General features: G+C 69.0%; 19 protein-coding genes and 1 pseudogene. 12 read left to right on the top strand and 8 right to left on the bottom strand.

All coding sequences use genetic code 11. From position 1 onward, the window contains the following. Positions 1–20: 20 nt before the first annotated feature. The gene (locus tag CM1CMNOD_RS19560) at positions 21–440 is read right to left on the bottom strand and encodes a hypothetical protein (protein ID WP_013875321.1); all 420 of its coding nucleotides are present in this window, start codon (positions 438–440) and stop codon (positions 21–23) included. A gap of 1,092 nt (positions 441–1,532) precedes the next feature. Here CM1CMNOD_RS19560 and CM1CMNOD_RS19555 point away from each other — a divergent pair. The 4 genes from CM1CMNOD_RS19555 (at position 1,533) to CM1CMNOD_RS19540 (ending at position 5,954) form a co-directional block, all read left to right on the top strand. Next, the gene (locus CM1CMNOD_RS19555) at positions 1,533–2,663 is read left to right on the top strand and encodes a DegT/DnrJ/EryC1/StrS family aminotransferase (RefSeq protein ID WP_013875320.1); all 1,131 of its coding nucleotides are present in this window, start codon (positions 1,533–1,535) and stop codon (positions 2,661–2,663) included. A gap of 84 nt (positions 2,664–2,747) precedes the next feature. Then, positions 2,748–3,743 carry an NAD-dependent epimerase/dehydratase family protein gene (locus CM1CMNOD_RS19550; RefSeq protein WP_013875319.1) on the top strand — a complete coding sequence of 332 codons (996 nt, stop codon included), beginning with the start codon at positions 2,748–2,750 and terminating at the stop codon, positions 3,741–3,743. Positions 3,744–3,746: 3 nt separating this feature from the next. Then, complete coding sequence (locus CM1CMNOD_RS19545; protein ID WP_013875318.1) at positions 3,747–4,916, top strand: MGDG synthase family glycosyltransferase; 1,170 nt, start codon at positions 3,747–3,749, stop codon at positions 4,914–4,916. A gap of 114 nt (positions 4,917–5,030) precedes the next feature. Then, entirely contained in the window at positions 5,031–5,954 is a 924-nt protein-coding gene (locus CM1CMNOD_RS19540; RefSeq protein WP_013875317.1) for a hypothetical protein, read from the top strand. 382 nt (positions 5,955–6,336) lie between these two features. Here CM1CMNOD_RS19540 and CM1CMNOD_RS22005 read toward each other — a convergent pair whose 3' ends face one another. Then, positions 6,337–6,495: a hypothetical protein gene (locus tag CM1CMNOD_RS22005; protein ID WP_013875315.1), complete on the bottom strand. Its 159-nt coding sequence runs from the start codon at positions 6,493–6,495 to the stop codon at positions 6,337–6,339. A gap of 728 nt (positions 6,496–7,223) precedes the next feature. Continuing rightward, positions 7,224–7,379, bottom strand: a complete 156-nt coding sequence (locus tag CM1CMNOD_RS23395) for a Scr1 family TA system antitoxin-like transcriptional regulator (protein ID WP_237703167.1) — start codon at positions 7,377–7,379, stop codon at positions 7,224–7,226. A gap of 578 nt (positions 7,380–7,957) precedes the next feature. Here CM1CMNOD_RS23395 and CM1CMNOD_RS19535 point away from each other — a divergent pair. Continuing rightward, positions 7,958–8,803 (top strand): putative protein N(5)-glutamine methyltransferase, encoded by an 846-nt coding sequence (locus CM1CMNOD_RS19535; protein WP_013875314.1) that lies wholly within the window; start codon positions 7,958–7,960, stop codon positions 8,801–8,803. A gap of 164 nt (positions 8,804–8,967) precedes the next feature. On the opposite strand, the gene CM1CMNOD_RS19530 is transcribed toward CM1CMNOD_RS19535, so the two are convergent. Together CM1CMNOD_RS19530 and CM1CMNOD_RS19525 are read right to left on the bottom strand one after the other, a co-directional pair. Continuing rightward, positions 8,968–9,228 (bottom strand): hypothetical protein, encoded by a 261-nt coding sequence (locus tag CM1CMNOD_RS19530; protein ID WP_013875313.1) that lies wholly within the window; start codon positions 9,226–9,228, stop codon positions 8,968–8,970. 18 nt (positions 9,229–9,246) lie between these two features. Continuing rightward, complete coding sequence (locus CM1CMNOD_RS19525; protein ID WP_013875312.1) at positions 9,247–9,522, bottom strand: hypothetical protein; 276 nt, start codon at positions 9,520–9,522, stop codon at positions 9,247–9,249. Between the two features lie 410 nt (positions 9,523–9,932). Here CM1CMNOD_RS19525 and CM1CMNOD_RS19520 point away from each other — a divergent pair, with 410 nt between their 5' ends. The 6 genes from CM1CMNOD_RS19520 to CM1CMNOD_RS19495 all read left to right on the top strand — a co-directional run bounded on the left by CM1CMNOD_RS19520 (position 9,933) and on the right by CM1CMNOD_RS19495 (position 16,019). Continuing rightward, on the top strand, positions 9,933–11,291 hold the full coding sequence (locus tag CM1CMNOD_RS19520; protein ID WP_013875311.1) for a ferredoxin reductase family protein: 1,359 nt from the start codon (positions 9,933–9,935) through the stop codon (positions 11,289–11,291). Next, positions 11,288–11,902 (top strand): FMN-binding protein, encoded by a 615-nt coding sequence (locus tag CM1CMNOD_RS19515; RefSeq protein WP_013875310.1) that lies wholly within the window; start codon positions 11,288–11,290, stop codon positions 11,900–11,902. The genes CM1CMNOD_RS19520 and CM1CMNOD_RS19515 overlap by 4 nt, the downstream gene beginning before the upstream one ends. Continuing rightward, positions 11,895–12,794: an FAD:protein FMN transferase gene (locus tag CM1CMNOD_RS19510; protein ID WP_013875309.1), complete on the top strand. Its 900-nt coding sequence runs from the start codon at positions 11,895–11,897 to the stop codon at positions 12,792–12,794. The genes CM1CMNOD_RS19515 and CM1CMNOD_RS19510 overlap by 8 nt, the downstream gene beginning before the upstream one ends. Beyond that, positions 12,791–13,519, top strand: a complete 729-nt coding sequence (locus tag CM1CMNOD_RS19505; RefSeq protein WP_013875308.1) for a response regulator transcription factor — start codon at positions 12,791–12,793, stop codon at positions 13,517–13,519. The genes CM1CMNOD_RS19510 and CM1CMNOD_RS19505 overlap by 4 nt, the downstream gene beginning before the upstream one ends. An 11-nt stretch (positions 13,520–13,530) precedes the next feature. Then, the gene (locus CM1CMNOD_RS19500; RefSeq protein ID WP_013875307.1) at positions 13,531–15,126 is read left to right on the top strand and encodes a sensor histidine kinase; all 1,596 of its coding nucleotides are present in this window, start codon (positions 13,531–13,533) and stop codon (positions 15,124–15,126) included. A 122-nt stretch (positions 15,127–15,248) separates the two neighbouring features. Continuing rightward, the gene (locus tag CM1CMNOD_RS19495; protein WP_013875306.1) at positions 15,249–16,019 is read left to right on the top strand and encodes a class I SAM-dependent methyltransferase; all 771 of its coding nucleotides are present in this window, start codon (positions 15,249–15,251) and stop codon (positions 16,017–16,019) included. Between the two features lie 55 nt (positions 16,020–16,074). Here CM1CMNOD_RS19495 and CM1CMNOD_RS19490 read toward each other — a convergent pair whose 3' ends face one another. After that, positions 16,075–17,667 (bottom strand): plasmid pRiA4b ORF-3 family protein, encoded by a 1,593-nt coding sequence (locus tag CM1CMNOD_RS19490; protein WP_202797644.1) that lies wholly within the window; start codon positions 17,665–17,667, stop codon positions 16,075–16,077. A gap of 207 nt (positions 17,668–17,874) precedes the next feature. On the opposite strand from CM1CMNOD_RS19490, the gene CM1CMNOD_RS19485 reads away from it, so the two are divergent. Next, on the top strand, positions 17,875–18,147 hold the full coding sequence (locus CM1CMNOD_RS19485) for a TetR-like C-terminal domain-containing protein (protein WP_237702890.1): 273 nt from the start codon (positions 17,875–17,877) through the stop codon (positions 18,145–18,147). Here CM1CMNOD_RS19485 and CM1CMNOD_RS23775 read toward each other — a convergent pair. Both CM1CMNOD_RS23775 and CM1CMNOD_RS24540 read right to left on the bottom strand, forming a co-directional pair. Then, positions 18,083–18,943 (bottom strand): ATP-binding SpoIIE family protein phosphatase, encoded by an 861-nt coding sequence (locus tag CM1CMNOD_RS23775; protein WP_043604137.1) that lies wholly within the window; start codon positions 18,941–18,943, stop codon positions 18,083–18,085. The two genes, CM1CMNOD_RS19485 and CM1CMNOD_RS23775, sit on opposite strands and share 65 nt — an antisense overlap. A gap of 85 nt (positions 18,944–19,028) precedes the next feature. Continuing rightward, a pseudogene (locus tag CM1CMNOD_RS24540) lies at positions 19,029–20,183 on the bottom strand (PAS domain-containing protein); the annotation flags it as partial. Positions 20,184–20,226: the final 43 nt, after the last annotated feature.

The raw sequence follows: 20,226 nt of genomic DNA, 5'->3' as shown, positions 1-20,226 counted from the left end.
CCGACCGAGGCTGCCGCTGCTCACTCCCGGCTGGCCGCGACGAATGCCTGGACGGTCCCGGCCGAAAGGACGCCGAGCGGCTGGCCGTCGTCCTCGACCGTGATGGTCGTCTCCGCCGTTATGCCACGCAGTGACCTGTTGACCGCATCGGTGAGAAAGTCGCGCCAGTCGAGGAAGATCTCAGGCTGGAAGGTGTCGATCATTTCCAGCAGTGGGCGGGCGGGATCGGAAAGCCTGTCGAGATCCCCGACAGTGACGATCGACGATCGAGCAAGATCTTTTTCCAGATGCACGAGACGGGCATACCGAACATTTGCGTCGCGCATTTCCCGAGCTGCCTCGCCGCCGGTCATCGTGTCCCGAAGTTCGATGCAGGGCTCCACCTTGTCAACGAGTTCCACGACACCGGCGAGGCTTCTGACGATCTTGTTCCGTGTCACCTTGTGGCTCCTTCGGACCGCTTCGCAAGCCGGGGATTCGCGGCATCCCGGGCTGGCGGTTCCAGCTTCCGGGCCTTTCTGACCATTCAGTCCTCTCGGATCTGCCGGGCTTCAAAGATCTTCGTGATCTTCCGTGCCTGTCGCCGGGCTGTCGAGCGCCCGGGAAAAATGATCGTGTTGTTTTCGGTCCGTGGGAGATCCGCTGGCGAGTCAGGTTCGGCGCTGTCTCCGAGCACCCCTTTATGTCCGCCGTGTCCATGGATATCCCGATCGGACTCATATCCGTAACGGGCGGTTCGCGGCGCTGTCACGGTACTGGGAGGGGACTCGAGACGGGACCAAAGTCCTGGCCGTTCCGGCTCCCCTTATGGGCGCCTTCCCGATAGTCTTGCTGTGCGTCCCGGCAGAGTGGTGCGTGATCTGCGTTCCCCCCGTACGTCAGATCATGTCTACCCTCTGTCGGGGCCTTTCATGCTGCCCGCGACCTGTCACCGTGCCTGGTCAGACCTGGTCGGCGACCATACGGCGGGTGTGCCGGGCGCCGCTCGTCCACAGTGGCGATGCCCCTGGACGACCAGGCCCTGCGTCGACCTTGCCGACCTTGTCGGCCCTGTGGACACACCTGGCGGTCGGGTACTTTCCCCGAAGATCGATATTGCTACCTGTTTATGGCGCGCTGACACGAGGTAGCCTCCGGTCGTCGGCGAGCCGTAAAATGCACCCGCCGACTGATCGCAAGGCCATGGTTGCGTTGTTGTGATTCAGGCTCGCGGCCGTTGTGGCTGGTTTGTCGGATCATCCAGGTGACTTGTCCCACTGTGGTCGGACGAGTATCTGTCGGATGGGTATTGGACAGCAATGAGATCTACTATTTAATGGATACGCCAAAACGTAAACCGGGCGCTCGGCGGTCATTCCTGGGCCGGGCGGGCGGCTCTCCGGTGGGTGGCCGTGAAAAGGATCAGGGGAGGATGTCCAAGAGCGGGATGATCCTGACGGCCACCCGGTGGGCGAACCGGTAGCGTCGCTGTCCACCGTGCCCGGACCGGCAGGTGGTGACTTGACAGGACGCGGGACTCTGAAGGGGTGCAGATGCAGGTTCCATCAGCGCGGATCGTCTTCCCGGAAGCCGATCGTGCGGAGATTGCGTCGTCGGTGTCGGGGATCCTGGCCAGCGGGGCGCTGACGCTCGGTGCGTATACGAGGGAGTTCGAGGCCGTGTTTGCTGCGGCCCACGACACCCCTTTTGGCATTGCGGTCAGTAGCGGCACAGCGGCGCTTGAGATTATTCTCCGGGCGCTGGACGTGGCGGGTTCGGATGTCATTATACCCACGAACACCTTTGCGGCCACCGGTTTCGCCGCCCTGCGGGCCGGCGCGAACCTGGTTTTCGCGGACGTGGACCCCGGCACGTTCGCGCTCAGCGCGGCCACCGTGGCCGACGTGCTTACACCGAGTACCCGAGTGGTCATTCTGGTGCACATAGGCGGTCTGATCACTTCGGATGTCGACGCTATTCGGGCACTGTGTGACGAACGGGGTATTTTTCTGGTCGAGGACGCGGCGCACGCCCACGGAGCGAGTCATGACGGTCGCCCCGCGGGGTCCTTCGGCACGGCCGCGGCGTTCTCGTTCTATCCGACCAAGATCATAACTAGCGGCGAGGGCGGGATGATACTCACCGCCGACGAACGCGTGCGGGACGAGGCGGTAATATTCCGGGACCAGGGGAAAGCCGGTTTTCTCGGCAACGTTCACATCAAACAGGGCTACGCCTGGCGGCTGAGTGAGCTGCATGCCGTGACCGGGCTGGTACACCTGCGCCGGTTGTCCGAATTCCTCGAGGTCCGCCGCCGGGTCGCCGCCCGGTACGACGCGGGACTCGACCGTATCGACGGGATCGAGCCGGTCCGGGTGCCGGCCGGCGGGTACAGCAACTTCTACAAATATCTGGCTCTGCCGCGCCCGGGCACTGATCGGGCCCGGCTGAAAAAGGAGCTCAAGGAGCGCCACGGTGTGTCGCTGTCGGGTGAGGTGTATGAGGCGCCGCTGCACCAGCAGCCGGCCTTCGCGTCGTATGCCGGCGGCAACCTGCCGGTCGCCGAGGATCTGTGTGCCCGTCACGTGTGTCTTCCGGTCCACTCGGACATGACCGAGGCCGAGGCGGATCACGTGCTTGCGTCGCTCGCGTCCGCTCTCGAGACCCTGGCGGTACAGCCCTGATCAGGTGATCATCGCCCGTAACAGTTCTCGGGGCAATTTCATCGGGCGACCCGGCCCGCAACCGACAATTCTGGACGGATGACCATGCGTATAGCCGTCACCGGAGGCTCCGGGTTCATCGGAGCCCATGTAGTGGACCGGCTCGCCGATGCCGGCCATGACGTGATTGCACTCGACCTACGGACACACAGGGCAGATCCACGCGCTGATCACAGGGTGCTCGACGTTCTGAACCTGCCCGCTGTCACCAGCGCGTTCGCCGGCTGCGAGGTGGTTTTCCACCTCGCTGGCATGTCCAATGTCGACCATGCCTTCGCCGACCCGATCCGGACCGTGCGGCTCAACGTCGAGGGCACGGCGAACGTCTGTGAAGCGGCGCGTGTTGCCGGTGTGCGCCGGGTACTGTTCGCTAGCACCGTCTGGGTCTACGGCGCGGCCGGCGGCGATCCGGACGACCCGCACCCGCTGACCGAGGACGTCGAGTTCGCGCTGGTTCGTGCCGGTCATGTCTACACCTCCACCAAAATTGCGGCGGAGCTGCTGCTCCACAGCTACCAGCAGACCTATGGTGTGGATTTCACGATTCTGCGCTACGGCATTCCCTACGGTCCCGGCATGCGGGACGAACTGGTCCTGGCCCGGTTTCTCCGGAAGGCACTCGACGGGGAACCGCTCACGATCGCAGGCGATGGCCAGCAGTTCCGCAACTATGTGTTCGTCCGTGATCTGGCCGACGCGCACGTGCTTGCTCTGGCCGACTCCGCGCGTAATGCGACGATCGCGCTCGAAGGTGATGAACGGGTCAGCGTGCTGGCGATGGCACAGGCGGTCCGCGACCATGTCCCCGGCGTCCGGATCGAGCATGTTCCGGCGCGCCCGGGCGACTTCCGGGGGCGGCCGGTGTCGAACGCGGCGGCCGAGGCGCTGCTGGGCTGGCATCCCACCACCCGGTTCGCCGAAGGGGTCCGGCAGTATGTCGAGTGGTACCTGGCCGATCGGCGGCCCACCCGTGACCAGCTGGCCCCGATACCACCCCGCCAGGCGGCCGACGGGGTCGGCGTCTCGGCGTCGTCCGAGTAAGTCATGGCCGACGAGATGGCCGACGGTCCCACGGGTGGCCCGGTGACGGTCCCGGCCCGGCAGCCCCAGCACGCTGGGAAGCGGGCGCTGCTGCTGTCGGGCTCGCTCGGGATGGGCCACGATGTCATGGCGCAGGCCTGCGCGCACTCGCTGACCCTGCGTGGGTTCTCCACCCGCACGCTGGACTCCCTGCGCATGATGGGCGGCCGTGCCGGCGCCATGGGGGAGGCCGTGTTCCGGGGGATGCTGGCCGTGCCGGGCCTCTACGACGCGGTGCACTTTTCGCAGATGCGGCCGGGCGGCCCGTTGGCGCGGGTGATCGAGGCGACCGCGTCCCGGTTCCTCGTTCCCAGGCTGGCGTCGACGTTGCGCGAGCAACCGGTCGAACTGCTTCTGTCGATCTTCGCGACCGGGGCCGCGGCGGCGAGCCGGATCAAGGCCGAGCATCCCGGCATGATCACAGCGGTGTTCTGTACGGATGTCTGCGTCCACCGGCTCTGGGTGCATGACAACACCGATCTGTACCTGGTCACCTCGGCCACGGCAGCGCGGTTCGTCCGCCGGTTCCATCCCCAGGCGCGGATCGCCGTCGTCCCGACGCCGGTGCGTCAACCCTTCTACGACCCGCCGACGCAGGCCGCGGCCCGGGCCGCCCTCGGCATCCCCGCTGACGCGCGCTGCGTACTGCTGATGTCAGGCTCCTGGGGCCTCGGCCCATTGGTCGCCGGTGCCCGGGCGTTGGCCGAGTCCGGCGTGTGGGTGATCGCGGTGGCCGGGCGCAACGCCTCGCTCGAGGCCCGGCTGCGGGGGCTGGCACGTACCCGTCAGCAGGTTATCCCGTTCGGTTTCACTGACCGTATTCCCGAACTGATGGCAGCAAGTGATCTTGTGGTCACTTCGTCGGGGGACAGCTGCAGCGAGGCCCGCGTGATCGGACGAGATCTCCTGCTGCTCGACGTCGTGCCCGGTCACGGCCGGGACAACCTCCAGCTCGAACTCGACCGGGGCCGGGCGGACGTGACCTCCGCGGACACCGCGTCCCTGCGCCGGTCGGTGCTTGCCGCGCTGGATCGCACCAAGCCGCCCTCGGTCCGCGTGGTCGGTACGCCGGACGCCTGGGAGCAGGCGTTCGGCGCCGCGCTCAGCCAGGTCGAGCTGGGTAATGGCTGGTAGGACTGGTAGGAGACAGCCCGCGCGGGCGTGGTGCGGCAGCGGAGGTGGGATGGTAGGGGACGTGGGACGCAGCGGTGGCACACGTACGCACCTCGGCCGGATTCCGGGCGGCGCGTGAACAACGCGCTCGCCGTCGGCGCACCGATCGCGGTTGTGTCAGCGGCCTTCTACGGGATGGCTCCCATGATCCAGGCTGTCGCGGCGCGGCAGGCACCACCTGGTGGTGGGCTCGGGCTCGGGCTGTTGCTCCGTCTTACGGTGCGCCCGTTGTGGCTGCTCGGGCTCGCGGTCGAGGCCGGATCGTTCCTGCTGGAGGTGCTGGCCCTGTCGGTGGCCCCGGTGGCCCTTGTCGCGCCGCTGATGGCGGGCGACATGGTGGTCTTCGCGTTGCTGGCCCGACGGTTCCTCGGGGAGCGGATCAGCCGGGCCGGCTGGCGCGGGATGGCATCCATGGTCGCCGGAATCGCCCTGCTCACCTTTGCCTTCAGCCGCGGCGCCGAGGTCGGCGACCGGGCGAGCAACCATGACATGGGGCTGTTCCTGGCCTGCGGGCTGACGTTCACGGCTGTGGGCGCGTGGCTGGCGAACCGGGCGGGCAGAGGGGAGCGGGTCGCCCAGGCAGCGCTGCTGTTCGGGCTGTCCGCGGGGGCCTGTTACGCGATCGCGACGTTGGCGACCCGTCAGATCGGCCTCTATCTGGACGATCATGAGTTGGCCCGTCTGCTGGCCACCCCGACCCCGTACGTTCTGATCCTTTTCTCCGTGCTTGCCCTGGGCCTGGAACAGCGGGGGCTGCAGGGGCAGGCGGCGGTGATCGCGTTTCCGGTGACCAGCGGAGTCTCGGCCTTCCTGCCGGTGATGCTCGGCCTGACCCTGTTCGGCGAGTCGGCGCCCGAAGGACCGCGGATGGTGGCCTTCGTCGCCTCCCTGCTGCTGGTCGCGGTCGGGATTTTCGGTCTTGGCGGGGACCGGGTGGCGACCAGTGCGCCCGAGCCGGAATCCCGGCCCGAGTCGCTGTCCGAACGATCACAGCGATGACCTGGAAGACCCCACCTGGCACAGCGGATCGCCGATGCCGTCCGCGGGACAGCTGCTGCCCACGTTCTTCACGAAACCGGACTTTTCATGAAAGCGTACCTTTCGTAAGGACAGCTCCGCGCGGAAACGATCTGTCGTCGGCGAACGCGGTGATCCAGCTGATTCGTTCTGCCGTTCTGCCGGACCGGCTGTCCGGAGACGGGGCATGCCCGGACCAGCCGAGCGGATCCCGCATCGCTGGGATGCGCGGCGACAGGCGATACGGGAGAAGAACGAGACGGCCCTGATGGGTTCGTTCTTGTCCGACCTGCCGACGGATCGGCTCGGCTGAACCTGCTGACCGGGACCTGACCGGCTGGCGGTCGCGTGTACGACGGTCAGATCAGACGTGGAACCTTTCCATTGCCCTACGGACACGGGAGTTCGCCTGGGCAAAGCTGATCTTTCCGTCAACGTATGCGGCGAGGGCAGTGCGGCGCACCCGCTCGGCACGCGGATCCTCCAGCGGGGTGCTGAGCAGGTTAGTCGTGACAGTGGCCACGCTGATCACCTCCCGTTGCGCGGAAACAACAGCGACAAAAAGACCGTCTGACAGCGTCAGACGTGTAATGGATCCAGGGAAGGGTTCGCGCTCCATGGCGATCGTCGTTCGGAGCGCCGTGTGATCGCTTACTTACGTCCCGCCGACGCGTGATCGTGGCAACCAATCGGATCTGCAGGTCGGGCGGAAGGGAAGCCTGAGACGCCCCGACCCTGGGGCTTCCGCCCAGTCGATGGCGTTCATGGCACCTACGCTCCTCCACGGCAACAGCGGGTGTGGATACCCGCCAGCAGGGTCGGGATGACGTCTGCCCGCGTCCGTCGTCAAGACCAACGCTGGAAGAACCACAACCCGACCGGACAGCTACAAGAGTGCGCTGTTGTGGGCCCGATCGCAAGACCCTTTCTGTCAGGTCATCGATCGTATCCTGACAGCGACCATCGCGGTGGCTCGCCGGTCGGCCGCTGCCGGCCGGCGTTGCCGCGAACACGAAGGCCGCCTGGGCGTCGTGCCCTGGGCGGCCGGAGATTACGGCGGTCGCACCTCTATATGATCATGCTCTTGCACCTGGGGCCCGACAACGGCCCCGGGATCCGGGCCTCGATCCCTGGCGGCCCGGTTTCCGGTTCCCGGGGCCCGAGGTCCGAGGTCCGAGGTCCGACGGCGACGCGATCATGCTGTCCTCCGTGCCGCCGTCGATTGTCCGGATCCTTCGGCGTCCAGTTCTTTCAGCTTCGATGGAGCACCGCCTCGTCGAGGATGACCCACAGTCGGGGCGGGCTGTCGCCGGTCAACCGATTCTGCCGGTATAAATAGTTACAGAATCTTGAGGATGTGGGGAGATCTCGCCGCGTTCGTTCCTGGCGTGTTAATTGTGTCCCGATTGTTTGAACGGTATTCCGTCTGGGTGCCGGTAAATGCGCGTCGACGCGGGACCGGTGTCCTGTGTTTCATCCGGGTTCCTCCTGGCGAGACCCGTAACGTCCGCTCGCCGTGAACCGGAGACGGACGAGGGCGCGCCTGCCCGGCGGGTCCCTGAGGAGATCCGCGCCGGCCGTGCCAGGGGACTGATCCGTATTCGCCGGAGAGGGCCCGAGCGGCGCGGAACCGTATACGGCAGATTTGTTTTTTTGTCTGTCGGATCCCTGTCCGGCGTCGCGGGTCCGCTCAGGTAGTGTTGCTGTTCTCAGCAACGCAGGACGCGTCGAGGAGGTGAGTCCCATTCCCACGGTGTCAGGTCCCGCGGTGTCAGGTTCCCTGACGTCAGGTCCGATGACGTCAGGTCCGATGGCATCAGGTTCCACTGTGTCAGGCTGGGCGCTCCCGCCTTACGGCCGTGTGATCCGACCGCACGGTGCGCTGGGGGCTCAGGCCTCTCGGCAGCACGAAAGAAACATGATCGTGCCGCTTTCGGCTCGCTAGGTGGCCAGGAGGGCGCCCTTCGGCATCCCGAAAGGTTCCCGTGTCGTTTTCTCCAGCACCTTCTCCAGCACCGTCATCTCTGCCCGCCGTCGTTGCCAGGCTGCGGGCCGTCGGCTGTGTCTTCGCCGAGGACGAGGCGCGGCTGCTCTTTCGCGCGGCGCGGACCGAGGACGAGCTTGCCGCCATGGTGGATCGGCGGGCCGCCGGCCTGCCCCTTGAGCACATCCTTGGCTGGGCGTGGTTCTGCGGCCTGCGGATAGCCGTGGACCCCGGTGTCTTCGTGCCCCGACGCCGCACCGAGTTCCTCGTCCAGCAGGCTGTCGCTCTCGCCCAGCGGCTGGCCGCCGGACGCGTCGGCCAGCCGCCGAACCGGCCGGCGGCGGTCGTCGTCGACCTGTGCTGCGGCTCGGGCGCGGTGGGCGTCGCGCTGCTTATGGCCCTGGACGCGGTCGAGCTGTACGCGACCGACCTCGACCCGGCTGCGGTGCGGTGCGCCCGCCGCAACCTTGCCGGCGCCGGAGGCCAGGTGTACGAGGGCGATCTTTACGAGCCGCTGCCCGTCACGCTGCGGGGACGCGTCGACATCCTGGCCGCCAACGCGCCCTACGTGCCCACCGAGGAGATGGGGCTGCTGCCTCCCGAAGCCCGTGTCCACGAGCGGCGGATGGCGCTCGACGGCGGCACGGACGGGCTTGACGTCCTACGGCGGGTGACCGCCGAGGCGCCACAGTGGCTGGCGCCAGGCGGCCGCCTGCTGGTCGAGACCAGCGGGCGGCAGGCGGCACGGACCGTCGAAACCGTCGCCCGCAACGGGCTGCTCCCACAGGTGGTCACGTCCGAGGAGCTGAACGCCACCGTCGTCATCGGAACGAAGCTCACCCGGTAGGGAGGGATCCTCTACCACGGCCTGCGGGAGATGAGAGCTCAGGGCCGGGGGTGCGCGGACGTGGGGCTCCGGGCCTTCACCTGGCCAGAAAGAGGAAAACAGAAAGATGAGGAGAGGAAAGAAAGAAGAGGAGAAAAGAAAAGGCGAGAACGGGCAGGTGAAGATCAGTTCTGCTGTTCCGCCGGAGCGGGACGCAGAACCGCGCCCAGCGGGTGCGGCTCGTCGCCAGCCGCGTCCCGCAGAGCGAGCGCCGCTCGGTCGACGCCGTCGACGGTCCGCACGTCCGCGCCTGTCGGTCCGGGCTCCGCGAGATCGTCAGGACGGATCCGGTTGGGCACGGCTATGTAGTCACCGTCGGTGAAGGGTCGGAGGTCGGCGCCGAGCGGTGTCGTTTCTGTTTCCTGCCCGGGTGAAAGCCTGGCCACAGCGTCACGGCTCCTTTGTCACAGTGTCTGCATGGCGACGATTTCGGCTGTGCCGCCGGGGCCACTGCTGTTGGTCACCCGGACACGTACCGGTCGGCCGGAAGCCTTGGCTGCGGTGGCGACTGTCAGGACTTCTGATTCGGTCGGGTCCGGCTCGGTGTAGATCCGCCGCCATCCGACATAGCCAATCGTGTAGCGGTACTCGATCCAGGCCGTGCTGCCTCCCGCAAAGACGTTCAGGACGTATGCGTCGTAGTCGATCCACTGGCTTTGGTCCCAACCAGAACGCGCCATGACCGGCCTCCCCCTGTGCGTGGCCCAAGACGACGACCTCGGGCTCGGCTACCAAGGGTGATTTTTGCGTCGCCGCTGTGCTATCTCCAATCCGACACAGTCCACTAACCGACCTGGCGGTCCGGTCCCTCGCCGCCTGCGTCGGAAGCCGTCACCATCTCGTCAGGACGCCTGCGGCCGGTCAGAAGTCCTGCGATCAAGTTTTGTGATCAAGAAGGGAAGGTCGGTGGAAGTCCCGGCAAGTTCTGAGGCTCTTCACAGCATGTTCCCAGCTTCCGCGGTCATCGTCCGTGTCCATGAGCTTCACGCGGTATCCGGCCGGCGGGGCACGGACGCGCGGATCGAGCCGCGTGGGCGCGGCGACGCCCACGCGGGAACCAGGTCCCCCGCGCCTGCCGGGAGGCCGGGTCGTGTCGGGCGCGGCCCGCGGCCGGCCCGTGCCGCCGCGCTGGTCCCCGGGGCTCGCCGTACGGCTCGCCCTGGCGGCATGGGGAGTCGTGGTCGTGGCCCTGTGGTGGTTCGACACCTCCGCGTCCAGCGTCCACGGTGCCGGGCCCGCCATGACCGCGGCCGGCCGGGTCAGCGGCCTGCTGGCGGCCTACCTGGTGCTCGTGCAACTCCTGCTCATGGCGCGGATCCCCGTCCTCGAACGGGCGGTCGGGTTCGACCGGCTGGCGGCCTGGCACCGCGGGCTGGGCGCGAACGTCGTGCTGCTCATCGTCGTCCACATCCTGCTCACGGTGTGGGGCTACGGCCTGACCACGCATCATCAGCCGCTGTCCGAGCTCGTCACGGTGGTCACGACCTACCCGGAGATGTGGAAGGCGACCGTCGGCACCCTGCTGTTCGTGGCCGTCGGGGTGGTCAGCGCCCGCGCGGTCCGGCGGTGCGTCTCCTACGAGGCCTGGTATCTGCTGCACCTCACCGCCTACCTTGCCGTGCTCCTGGTGTACTCCCACCAGACGGCGACCGGCGTGGACTTCGTCGGCCATCCGGTCAACCGGCTGCTGTGGCAGGGGATGTACCTGGCGGTCGCCGCCTGCCTGGTCATCTGGCGGCTGGTCCTGCCGGCGGTGGCCGTCGCCCGGCACCGGATGACGGTGGAGCGGGTGGTCCACGAGGCACCCGGGGTCGTCTCGGTCTGGATCCGTGGCCGTGACCTGCATCGTCTCGGCGCGGTGGCGGGGCAGTTCCTGTTGTGGCGGTTCGCCGCCCGCGGGCATCTCGTCAGCGCGCACCCCTATTCGCTGTCCGCCCCGCCGCGGCCGGACCGGCTGCGCATCACGGTCAGGGCCACGGGCGATCACTCCCGCGCGATCGCCCACCTGCGGCCGGGCACCCCGGTCGTGGCCGAAGGCCCGTTCGGGCACTTCACCGCCGAGCACGCCACCCGGGGCAGGACGCTGCTCGTCGGCGGGGGCAGCGGGATCGGACCGGTCCGGGCGCTCGCGGAGGACCTGCTCGCCCGCGGCGACGACGTCGTCGTGGTGCACCGGGTCAGCCGGGCGGACGATCTCATCCTGTGGCTGGAGTTCGAGAGGCTGGCCGGCAACGGACGGCTGATCGTCCACCGTGTGGTCGGTTCCCGGCGCGACCTCGGACACGACCCGCTGGCGGCGCGTTTCCTCGTCGCGGCCGTGCCGGACGTCGCCGAACGGGATGTCTTCGTCTGCGGCCCCCCCGGGATGACACGCGCGGTCGTCCAGGCGCTGCGCGGCCTCGGGCTGTCCGACAAGCAGATCCACACCGAGGAGTTCACGCTGAGATGAACGAGAATGCCGGAAAGCCCTACCGGGCGCGGCTCGGCTTCGCCGCGCTGATGGCGACCGTCGCCCTGGCTGTCGGCGCGAAGACCGCGACCGGGCCCGGCGAGCGGCCCGTGGCGCTCGCCGTCACGCCGGCCACAGTCGGGGCGAGCCAGCAGCCCGCCACGACGGGCGACCCGGCCCCGGCTCCGGCTCCGACGTCGGCTTCGGGTGACGGCAGCTCGACTTCGGCGTCCGGCGACGCCGGTTCGTCCGGTTCGAACTCCTCCGCTTCGAGCTCATCCGGACCAGACTCCGCCGGTTCGCCGTCGGGTTCGGGCCCATCGGGTACGGCCACCGCCCAGATAGTGACAGGCGACGCCGTGAGCACCCGCTACGGCTCCGTGCAGGTCCAGGTCGTCCTGAGCGGAAAGACGATCACTGATGTGGTGGCCCTGCGGCTACCGGACCGGGAGCGGCGTGATATTGAGATCAACAACTGGGCGGTGCCGATCCTGCGCCAGGAGGTGCTCGACGCCCAGAGCACCCGGATCGACACCGTCTCCGGGGCCTCCTACACCAGCTACGGTTACGCGCAGTCCGTCCAGTCCGCTCTGGACAGGGCCGGTGCCTAGCCGGCCGGGCCGGGTCCACGCCGAACCGGTGATGGGCACGGTCGTCAGCATCAACATCCGCCGCCCGCCCGGCGCCGCGGAACTTGGCCCGTCGGCACTGGACGCGGCGATCGCGGCGGCGGTCGCGGTGCTGCACCGGGCGGACGAGGACTTCAGCACCTTCCTGCCGAGCTCCTGGGTCTCCCGGCTGCGGCGCGGCGAGATCGGCCTCGACGACTGCCCGGACCACGTCCGTGAGGTGTACCGGACAGCCGACGCCTGCCGGGAGCGGACCGGCGGAAGCTTCGACCCGGCCTGGCGGACGGACGGCACCCTGGATCCGACCGGTCTGGTCAAGGGCTGGGCGGCCGATGCGGCATCCCGGGCGCTGACCGACGCCGGCGCCCCGGACCACTGCGTCAACGCGGCCGGGGACCTGCTGGTCCGGGGAGCCTCGGGGACGGGCCGGCCCTGGCGGGTCGGGATCGCCGACCCCTTCGAGCGGGCCCGGCTCGTCGCGGTGGTCGAAGGCACGGATCTCGCCGTCGCCACGTCCGGTGTCTCGGAGCGGGGCGGACACGTCGTCGACCCGCGCACCGGGACCCCGGCGAGCGCGCTGGCCTCGGTCACCATCGTCGGGGCGGATCTGACCCTGGCGGACGCCTACGCCACGGCCGCCCTGGCCGCCGGCCACGCCGCGCCGGCCCTGCTTGCCGATCTCGCCCGGCAGGGATGGGCCTGGCTGACGGTCGACGCCACCGGTCGGCTGGCCCGTTCGGCCGGCTTCCCCGGTCAGGTGGCCGCCGCCGCGTCCACGCCCTCCAACGGCGTCATACCGCCGGATACACGCCCGTCAGAGCGGCTTTCCTCCGTACCTGCCTGGTCCGCTCCCACCGCTGTCGGGCCCGGATGACCGGCCCGACGCGGGAGACGGGTGAGACTGGGCGGATGGAGCGTCCGCTCAAAGTCCTCGTCGTCGACGACGAGGAGGCGATAACCGATCTTGTCGTCATGGCGTTGCGCTACGAGGGTTTCGACGTGCACGCCGTGCATTCCGGACAGGCGGCGCTGACCCGGGTCGCGCTGTCGCCACCGGACCTGCTCGTGCTGGACGTCATGCTCCCCGACATCGACGGGTTCATGCTCTGTCAGCGGCTGCGTGGTTCGGGGCGGGGCATGCCGACCCTGTTCCTGACAGCCCGCGACGCCACCGAGGACAAGGTGCACGGGCTGACCCTCGGCGGGGACGACTACGTCACGAAGCCGTTCGCTGTCAGCGAGCTGGTCGCCCGGGTCCGCGCGATCCTGCGTCGGGCCGGGGCCGCCGACAGCACGCCCGGGCCACTGCGCTTCAGCGATCTCGAACTCGACCCGGAGACCCGAGAGGTGCGGCGTGGTGGGCGGCACGTGGAGCTGACCGCCACCGAGTACCGCCTGCTGCACTATCTGCTGGCGAACGCCCGCAAGGTGCTCACCCGGGCCCAGCTTCTCGACCACGTCTGGGGGCACGACTTCGGCGGGGAGGCGCGGGTCCTGGAGACCTACGTCAGCTATCTGCGGCGCAAGATCGACCCTGTTCCGCCATCGTTGATCCACACGGTGCGTGGCGTCGGTTACGTTCTGCGTCTGCCGCGTTGAGTGGACCGGTCATGTCGCTGCGCGCCCGGCTGCTGCTGGCTCTGGTGGGTCTGCTGGCGGTCGGCATGGCCCTCGGCGCGGCCGGTACACGCGGCGCGGTGGCGACCTACCTGCGCGGCCGGCTGGACCAGCAGGTACGCGATGCCCATCCGGTCATGGAACAGACGCTCCTGCGGGCCAGCGGATACGGTGACCGCGGCTCCGGCGACTCAGGTGGTTATGATCTTGGAGGGCGCGCTTCCGGCGGGGGCGACTCCGACGACCATGACCCGCGTTTCGGCAGCGCGTTCCTGGTCGGCACCTACGGGGCGTTGTACGACGGCAGCGGCCGCCGACTGGCCGAGACCAGCCCCAGTCCCAGCCCCGGCGGCCCGAGCACTCCGACCCGGCGTCCGAACGTCACACCGAATCTGCTCGCCACCGCGCAGACCCATCCGGACCTCGCGACCGTCCCGCTGTGGACGGTGCCCGCCCAGGGTGGCGGGAGCCGGTTCAGGGTGCTTGCCGAACGCTTCGACAACGCGGACGTCCTCGTCGTCGCCGTGCCGTTCACGGAGATGGACGCCACTCTCGACAACGTCACCAGGATCGAGATCGTCGCGAGTTCGGTGATGCTGGCCGCGCTGGCCATGTCGGCCTACGTCATCATCCGTCTTGGCCTGCGTCCCCTCATCAGGATCGAACAGACCGCGGACCTGATCGCACGGGGTGACCTGACGAAACGGGTCGCCGACGCCGACCCCCGCACCGAAGTGGGGCGGCTCGGGCTCACCTTCAACGCGATGCTCACCCGGATCGAGGCGGCCTTCCAGGCCCGTGAGGCATCCGAACGGCGGCTGCGCCGCTTCGTCGGGGACGCCAGCCACGAACTGCGGACCCCGCTGACCTCGATCCGCGGCTACGCCGAGATGTTCCACCGGGGCGCCGCGAACCGGCCCGAGGATCTCGCGACGGTCATGCGCCGCATCGAGGAGGAGTCCGCCCGGATGAGCGTCCTGGTCGACGACCTGCTGCTGCTCGCCCGGCTGGACCAGCGGCCGGTGCTGGAACGCCAGCCCGTCGATGTCTCGGCCATGGTCCGTGACGTCGTCACCGACGCCCGGGCGGTCAACCCGAACCGGACGATCGAGGACGAGGCGCCGCCGATCCTCGAGGTGGCCGGGGACGAGGGACGGCTGCGCCAGGCCGTCGGAAACCTCGTCCGCAACGCCGTGGTCCACACCCCGCCCGGCACCGCGATATCCGTTGTCGCGGCACCGGGCGGGGCCGGCGCCGCAGGCCCGGATCCGGCCGCCCACCGCGGCGTGGGCCCGGCGGAGGACAGCCGAACCGGTGAGGTCGTCATCTCGGTGATCGACCACGGGGACGGCGTCCCCGAGGACGCCGTCCCGCACCTTTTCGAACGTTTCTACCGGGCTGACACGGGTCGTTCCCGGGACGGCGGCGGGACCGGACTGGGCCTGTCCATCGTGGCGGCCGTCGCCGCCGCGCACGGCGGACGGGTTGAGTACCGGCCGACCCCGGGAGGCGGGGCGACCTTCCAGCTCATCCTGCTGCCATGGTGGGGAGACTCCCCGCCGGACGACGAGGTCACCGCGACGACATGACCGGCCGCGGGTCGTTTCCGGCGGGCATCAGAGCGCTCGCCTGACCGGATTCGTACCCCTGCCGGGTCCGACCGGGGATCGGGATGCGCTGATGACTGACCGACCTCGCCTATTCTGGACGTATGCCGGAGTCCGTTAACTTCGACCAAATAGCCGACCGTTACGACGAGACGCGGGGCGGGACCGAACGCGGGCGTCGTGTCGCCAGCGAGCTCGCGCCCCACCTGCCCGCCGGTGCCCTGCTGGAGATCGGGGTCGGCACCGGGCTGATCGCCAGCGTCTTCGCGGAGCATGGCTGGTCGGTGGCCGGTATCGATCTTTCCGAGCGGATGCTCGCCCACGCCCGCCGTCGCATCCCGGGGCGGGTCGCGCGAGCCGACGCCACGGCGATCCCCCTCACTGACGGCAGCGTCGACGCGTGCGTCGCCGTCCATGTCCTGCACCTCGTCGGGAACATACCGGCTGTTCTGCGTGAGGTCGCCCGGGTGCTGCGGCCAGGCGGCCGGCTCGCGGTCGCCGGCGCCGGGGAATCGACCGTCACCTCCGACATCTCGGAGATCATCCGGTCGATGAACGACGGGCTGTCGGATAGCTCACCGCGCCCGGATACTCCGGAGGCCGTCATCCACCTCGCGGCGGAGAACGGTCTGCGGCTCGTCGCGGACTTCGCCATCGACCGCTCCGGCGGGCCGGCGACTCCGGCGGCCGTCGTCGATCAGATCCAGCGCCGGACGTGGTCGCAGCTGTGGGATCTCCCCACCGAGAAGTGGGCCACGTTCGTCGAACCCGCGCTCGACGCGCTGCGTACTCTCCCGCATCCCAGCCGGCCCCGGCCGACCGGGGCGAGGACGCCCTCGCTCGTCTTCGAGAATACCGGTCTGTCAGCCGCCTGATCTGCGGACTGGCGGGTTTCCGTCCAGACGGTTCTTCCCGCGGCGACGGTGAGCGTCAGTGGATGGCGGACAGCGCCTGGTTGACCGCCGCGGCGTCGAACCGCTCTGGGGCGAAGTCGATGGCGTTGTCGACGCCCAGCCATTCCAGCTTCTCGTCGTGCTCGGGGTGGTCGGGATTCTTCAGCACCTGCAGCAGCTCGACATACCCCCAGATACCGCCGCAGTCCTCCGGTGGAGCGGCGCGGCGCCCGCCGGTGCAGCGGGGATAGCGCACCGCCGGGTCCGGGCTGAAAACCTTCTCCACCAGGACGTCGTGTTCCCAGCTGTCGCCGAAGTCGTAGGTGTAAAGAATCCTGTCGTTCGAGCTGTGTGCGACCTGTTCCAGCGTCACCGCCGCCTCGGCGCGGTAGCCCAGCTCCGCGTCGGGGCTGCCGAAACTGCCGTACCGGGTCTCGAAGACATGCAGATGGGAGTCGTACCAGCCGAACGCGGCCTGGATGACGCTGTGCAGCCGGTCGAGACGGATGTCGGCGGGCACCTCCAGCCGGCGCCAGATCGGCGGTTTCGTACCACGCAGACCCACTTTGATCTGGTAGGTCGGCGCCGGCCCGGCTGCCTTCTTCCGTTTCGCCGGCAGTGCCGCCGACGGCGCGATGCTGGGCGGGGCCAGTGCGAAGCCGTCAGGAATCAGCACGGGGCCACCGGATGTTGGCAGCGGCCGGCCGCCGCGAACGAGGTCCGCGCCGCCTGCCCGCCGCTCCAGCAGCGTCAGGCCGGGGGCGAGGCCAGGGTCGAGGTCGAGGCCGTCCTCGTCGTCGTCGGTGGGATGCGGCGCGGGCGGCCTGCCGGGCTCCGGCAGGGTTGCCAGCCGGGCCCGTAGCAGCATTGCCAGGGCCGGATAGGCCGGGCCGTCGTTGTCGTCATCGCCGTCGAGAAATTCGGCCAGGTTGAGAGCGACGTCGCCCGCGTCGTGCACCGCCCGTGCGGCGAGGGCGTTCTCGGCCTGCCAGCGGAACTCCTCCGGGCTCAGGCTCTCGGTCCTGATCCGGATGCCGTCGGCACTGGCAACGGTATGCAGCATTTCGACTGCGTCAGATAGCTTGTCGGCGTCGAGGACGAGAATGTCGACGGCGGCGCCGCAGTCGTTGTGATCGACATTGATGATGACGGCGTGCCCGCGTCCCGCTCGATGGAACGAGCAGACCAGCATCGACGCTTCTCCTTGGTCGTCGTTCAGGCGCTGAAAGTCACCGGCCGTCACCGGTGCCTCCAGTTCGTCCGCCCATACCGGGCGGACGATGCCGTCCTCGACCAGACGGTCGGCGGCGTCGCCCGCGGCCGTGCCGAGGCGGCCTGGCGCGACGGAACCGATCGCCAGCAGCGTCGCCAGCGCCTCCGCGGTGCCCGCGGTTTCCAACGCCGGGACAAGCCCGCGGACGAACGCCTCCTCGGCCTCCTCACCGATCAGGTCACCGGCCGAGAGCAGCGTCGCGCCGAGAGCTTCCGCCTCCATCGGGTCGTCAACGGTGAGCAGAAGCTCCCCGCTCGCGAGCAGCCCGTCGATGACCAGATCCAGCTCGTCGCCGCCCGAACACTGCGGGCAGTCGCAGGCGTCCAGCGTGTCCGGGGTGTCCGACGTGGGCGGCACAGTGGGGCGTGACCCGCTCCTGGCGTCCCTGGAGGAAGTCCTCCGTCTGCTCCCGCGGCCACGGCTGGTGGGGCTCATAGGGCAAGTCTGCCCCCATCCGCCGCGCCCGACTCGTCCGGTACCGCATGGCCCGCCGGGCAGGCTCGTCCGGCGCAGATCTCGGCACACTCGCGCCGAACAGTAGACGATGCCGGCGAATGGCAGATCATGCGAACGATGATCGAACGCGCCCCGACCCATCCCGCCTACGCCGAGCTCAAGGAGTTCCTTTACCAGGAGAGCTCGCGGGTCCTCGACGAGATCGTCCGGGCCGGGATCGCGCGCGGCGAACTCGACCCCCGGCTCGATCCCTCCCGGGCGATCGACCAGCTCGCCGGACCGTTGATCTACCGGCGTCTCCTCACCGGACGAACCTTCACCGAGGCCTATGTGCGCGATCTCGTTGACGACTTCCTGCACGCCCACCGACCGCACCGGTGACGAGGAAGCCCGGACCCCCTGTCGAAGAGGGACTGTCCCCTGTGTCGAGTTGGAACCAGACGGTCTTGCCGGTGTGGGTGGGGCGGGCACCCCAGCGGGTGGCGAGTTCGGCAACGAGTTGGAGGCCGCGGCCGCCTTCGTCGTCGGCGGTGGGGTTGAGCAGGCGGGGGACGCGGCTGTCCCCGTCGGCTATCTCCACGTAGAGGGCGTGCTGGCCGCGGCGGAGGGTGAGGTGGCTGGGGGTCTCCGCGTAGCGGATGGCGTTGGTGACCAGTTCGCTGACGAGGAGTTCCACCAGGTCGGCATGCTCAGACAGCTCCCAGGCGTCGAGGGCGGTGACGGTGATGTCGCGGGCGGTCTTGGCGGCTCGGGGGTCGGGGGACAGGACGTTGGTGCAGACCGTCGCGGCGGTGGCGGCGCGGATGAGGAGGAGTGCGACGTCGTCGTCGTAGCCGCCGGTGCGGTCGATGAGGGTGAGCAGACGGTCGGCTGTGGTGTGCAGCAGGTTGCCCGAATCGGCGAGGGCGGCCTGCAGTCGTCGGGTGCCTTGGTCGATGTCGATGGTGGGGGATTCGACAAGCCCGTCTGTGTAGAGGGCGAGGGTGGTGCCGGGCGGGAACGGGTAGCGAACGTCGGTGAAAGTCTGGCTGGCGACACCGAGGACGATCCCACCGGCGTCGTCGAGGAATTGGACGTCGGCGTGCGGGTTGACAAGGGCGGGAGGTAAGTGGCCGGCGTTGGAGACCGTGATGGTGGCCGTCGCAGGTTCGAAGATGGCGTAGATGCAGCTGACCATCGGCGCCGTCGGTGCCGGCGCCGATGGTCTGGACAAGGTCGTCGAGGTGGGTCAGCACGTCGGCGGCGGGCAGGTCGAGAGCGGCGAAGGCACGGACCGCGGCACGGACCTGCCCCATCACGGCGGCGGCGGTCAACCCGCGTCCCATGACGTCGCCGATGACGAGCGCGACCCGGCCGGCGGACAGCGGAACGACGTCGAACCAGTCACCGCCGACCTCGGTGCCCGCGGTGCCGGGCTCGTACCGCCAGGCGAGGTCCAGGCCCTCGACCTCGGGCAGGCCGCCAGGCAAAAGCCCGCTTTGCAGGGTGAGCGCGGCTCTGCGTTGGCGGTCGTAGGCGCGGGCGTTGGCAACCGCGTTGGCGATCCGGCTGCCCACTTCGGCCGCGGTCTGGACATCTGGCTGGGTGTAGGTCCGCCCGGAGAGCCCGAGACCGAGGAAGATCGTCCCGTGGTATTCGTGTCCGGCCAACAGCGGCACCGCTATGCCGTGACGAACGGCGGCGAGGATGTACCCGAAGTACTTCTCCCGGTCCGGATGGTGCGTCGCTCGGATAGTCCGGTCGTCCAGGTCGAACCGGACGGGCTGACGCATGGCCAGCGCACGATACGCGGGATGGTCCGGGTCGAGATGAAAGACTATGTCCGAAGGGACCTCTGGGGGCATGGGGGCCACACCAGGCGTGTTCGCTCCGACAACCCGGCGTTGTTGCAGGCTGGCCGGCCTGGCGTCGGGGTCCAAGGGCTCGTTGGTGAGGAAGAGTTCGCACCAGTCGGCGAATTCCGGGACCAGGAGCTCGACCATCCCTTCCAGCGTTGCCGTCAGGTCCAGCGACGCCCCGACCAGCCCGCTGGCCCGGCTCAGCAGCCGCAGCTTCCGCTCGACCGTGTCCCGCCCGGCCTCCGCCCGGCGCTGCTCGGTCACGTCGACCACCGCCACGCCCACGGCCACAGTGATCTGGTCCGGGCTGGGGATCGGGTAGTGGGAGACCCGCCAGACGTGCTGGTCAGGCCAGGTCGTGGGGGTTGCGCCGGTGATCTCGACGTCGATGATCGGCTGTCCGGTGGCGAACACCCGCCGGATCACCTCCCACGCCTGAGGTTCGACGCCGGGCAGCAGCTCGGACAGGGCCTCGCCGCCCAGGTCGTCCGCGGACAGACCGTTCATTATACGTATCGCCCGGTTCATCCGGAGGACCCGCAGCTCCCGGTCGACGATCAGCAGACCGATCGGAGCCATCTCGAACAACTGTGCGACGAACGTCGACCCGTCCGGCGCGGTC

The organism is Protofrankia symbiont of Coriaria myrtifolia (assembly GCF_900634755.1).
Classification (GTDB): Bacteria; Actinomycetota; Actinomycetes; order Frankiales; family Frankiaceae; genus Protofrankia; species Protofrankia coriariae.
This window is presented reverse-complemented; position numbering and strand designations above follow the sequence as displayed.

What these genes read in the sequence shown, in the direction of transcription:
- CM1CMNOD_RS19555 (WP_013875320.1), top strand. Translation starts at nt 1,533, where the DNA reads ATGCAGGTTCCATCAGCGCGGATCGTCTTCCCGGAAGCCGATCGTGCG.
- CM1CMNOD_RS19550 (WP_013875319.1), top strand. Translation starts at nt 2,748, where the DNA reads ATGCGTATAGCCGTCACCGGAGGCTCCGGGTTCATCGGAGCCCATGTA.
- CM1CMNOD_RS19545 (WP_013875318.1), top strand. Translation starts at nt 3,747, where the DNA reads ATGGCCGACGAGATGGCCGACGGTCCCACGGGTGGCCCGGTGACGGTC.
- CM1CMNOD_RS19525 (WP_013875312.1), bottom strand. Translation starts at nt 9,522, where the DNA reads ATGGCGCGTTCTGGTTGGGACCAAAGCCAGTGGATCGACTACGACGCA.
- CM1CMNOD_RS19515 (WP_013875310.1), top strand. Translation starts at nt 11,288, where the DNA reads ATGAACGAGAATGCCGGAAAGCCCTACCGGGCGCGGCTCGGCTTCGCC.
- CM1CMNOD_RS19505 (WP_013875308.1), top strand. Translation starts at nt 12,791, where the DNA reads ATGACCGGCCCGACGCGGGAGACGGGTGAGACTGGGCGGATGGAGCGT.
- CM1CMNOD_RS19500 (WP_013875307.1), top strand. Translation starts at nt 13,531, where the DNA reads ATGTCGCTGCGCGCCCGGCTGCTGCTGGCTCTGGTGGGTCTGCTGGCG.
- CM1CMNOD_RS19495 (WP_013875306.1), top strand. Translation starts at nt 15,249, where the DNA reads ATGCCGGAGTCCGTTAACTTCGACCAAATAGCCGACCGTTACGACGAG.
- CM1CMNOD_RS19485 (WP_237702890.1), top strand. Translation starts at nt 17,875, where the DNA reads ATGCGAACGATGATCGAACGCGCCCCGACCCATCCCGCCTACGCCGAG.
- CM1CMNOD_RS23775 (WP_043604137.1), bottom strand. Translation starts at nt 18,943, where the DNA reads ATGGTCAGCTGCATCTACGCCATCTTCGAACCTGCGACGGCCACCATC.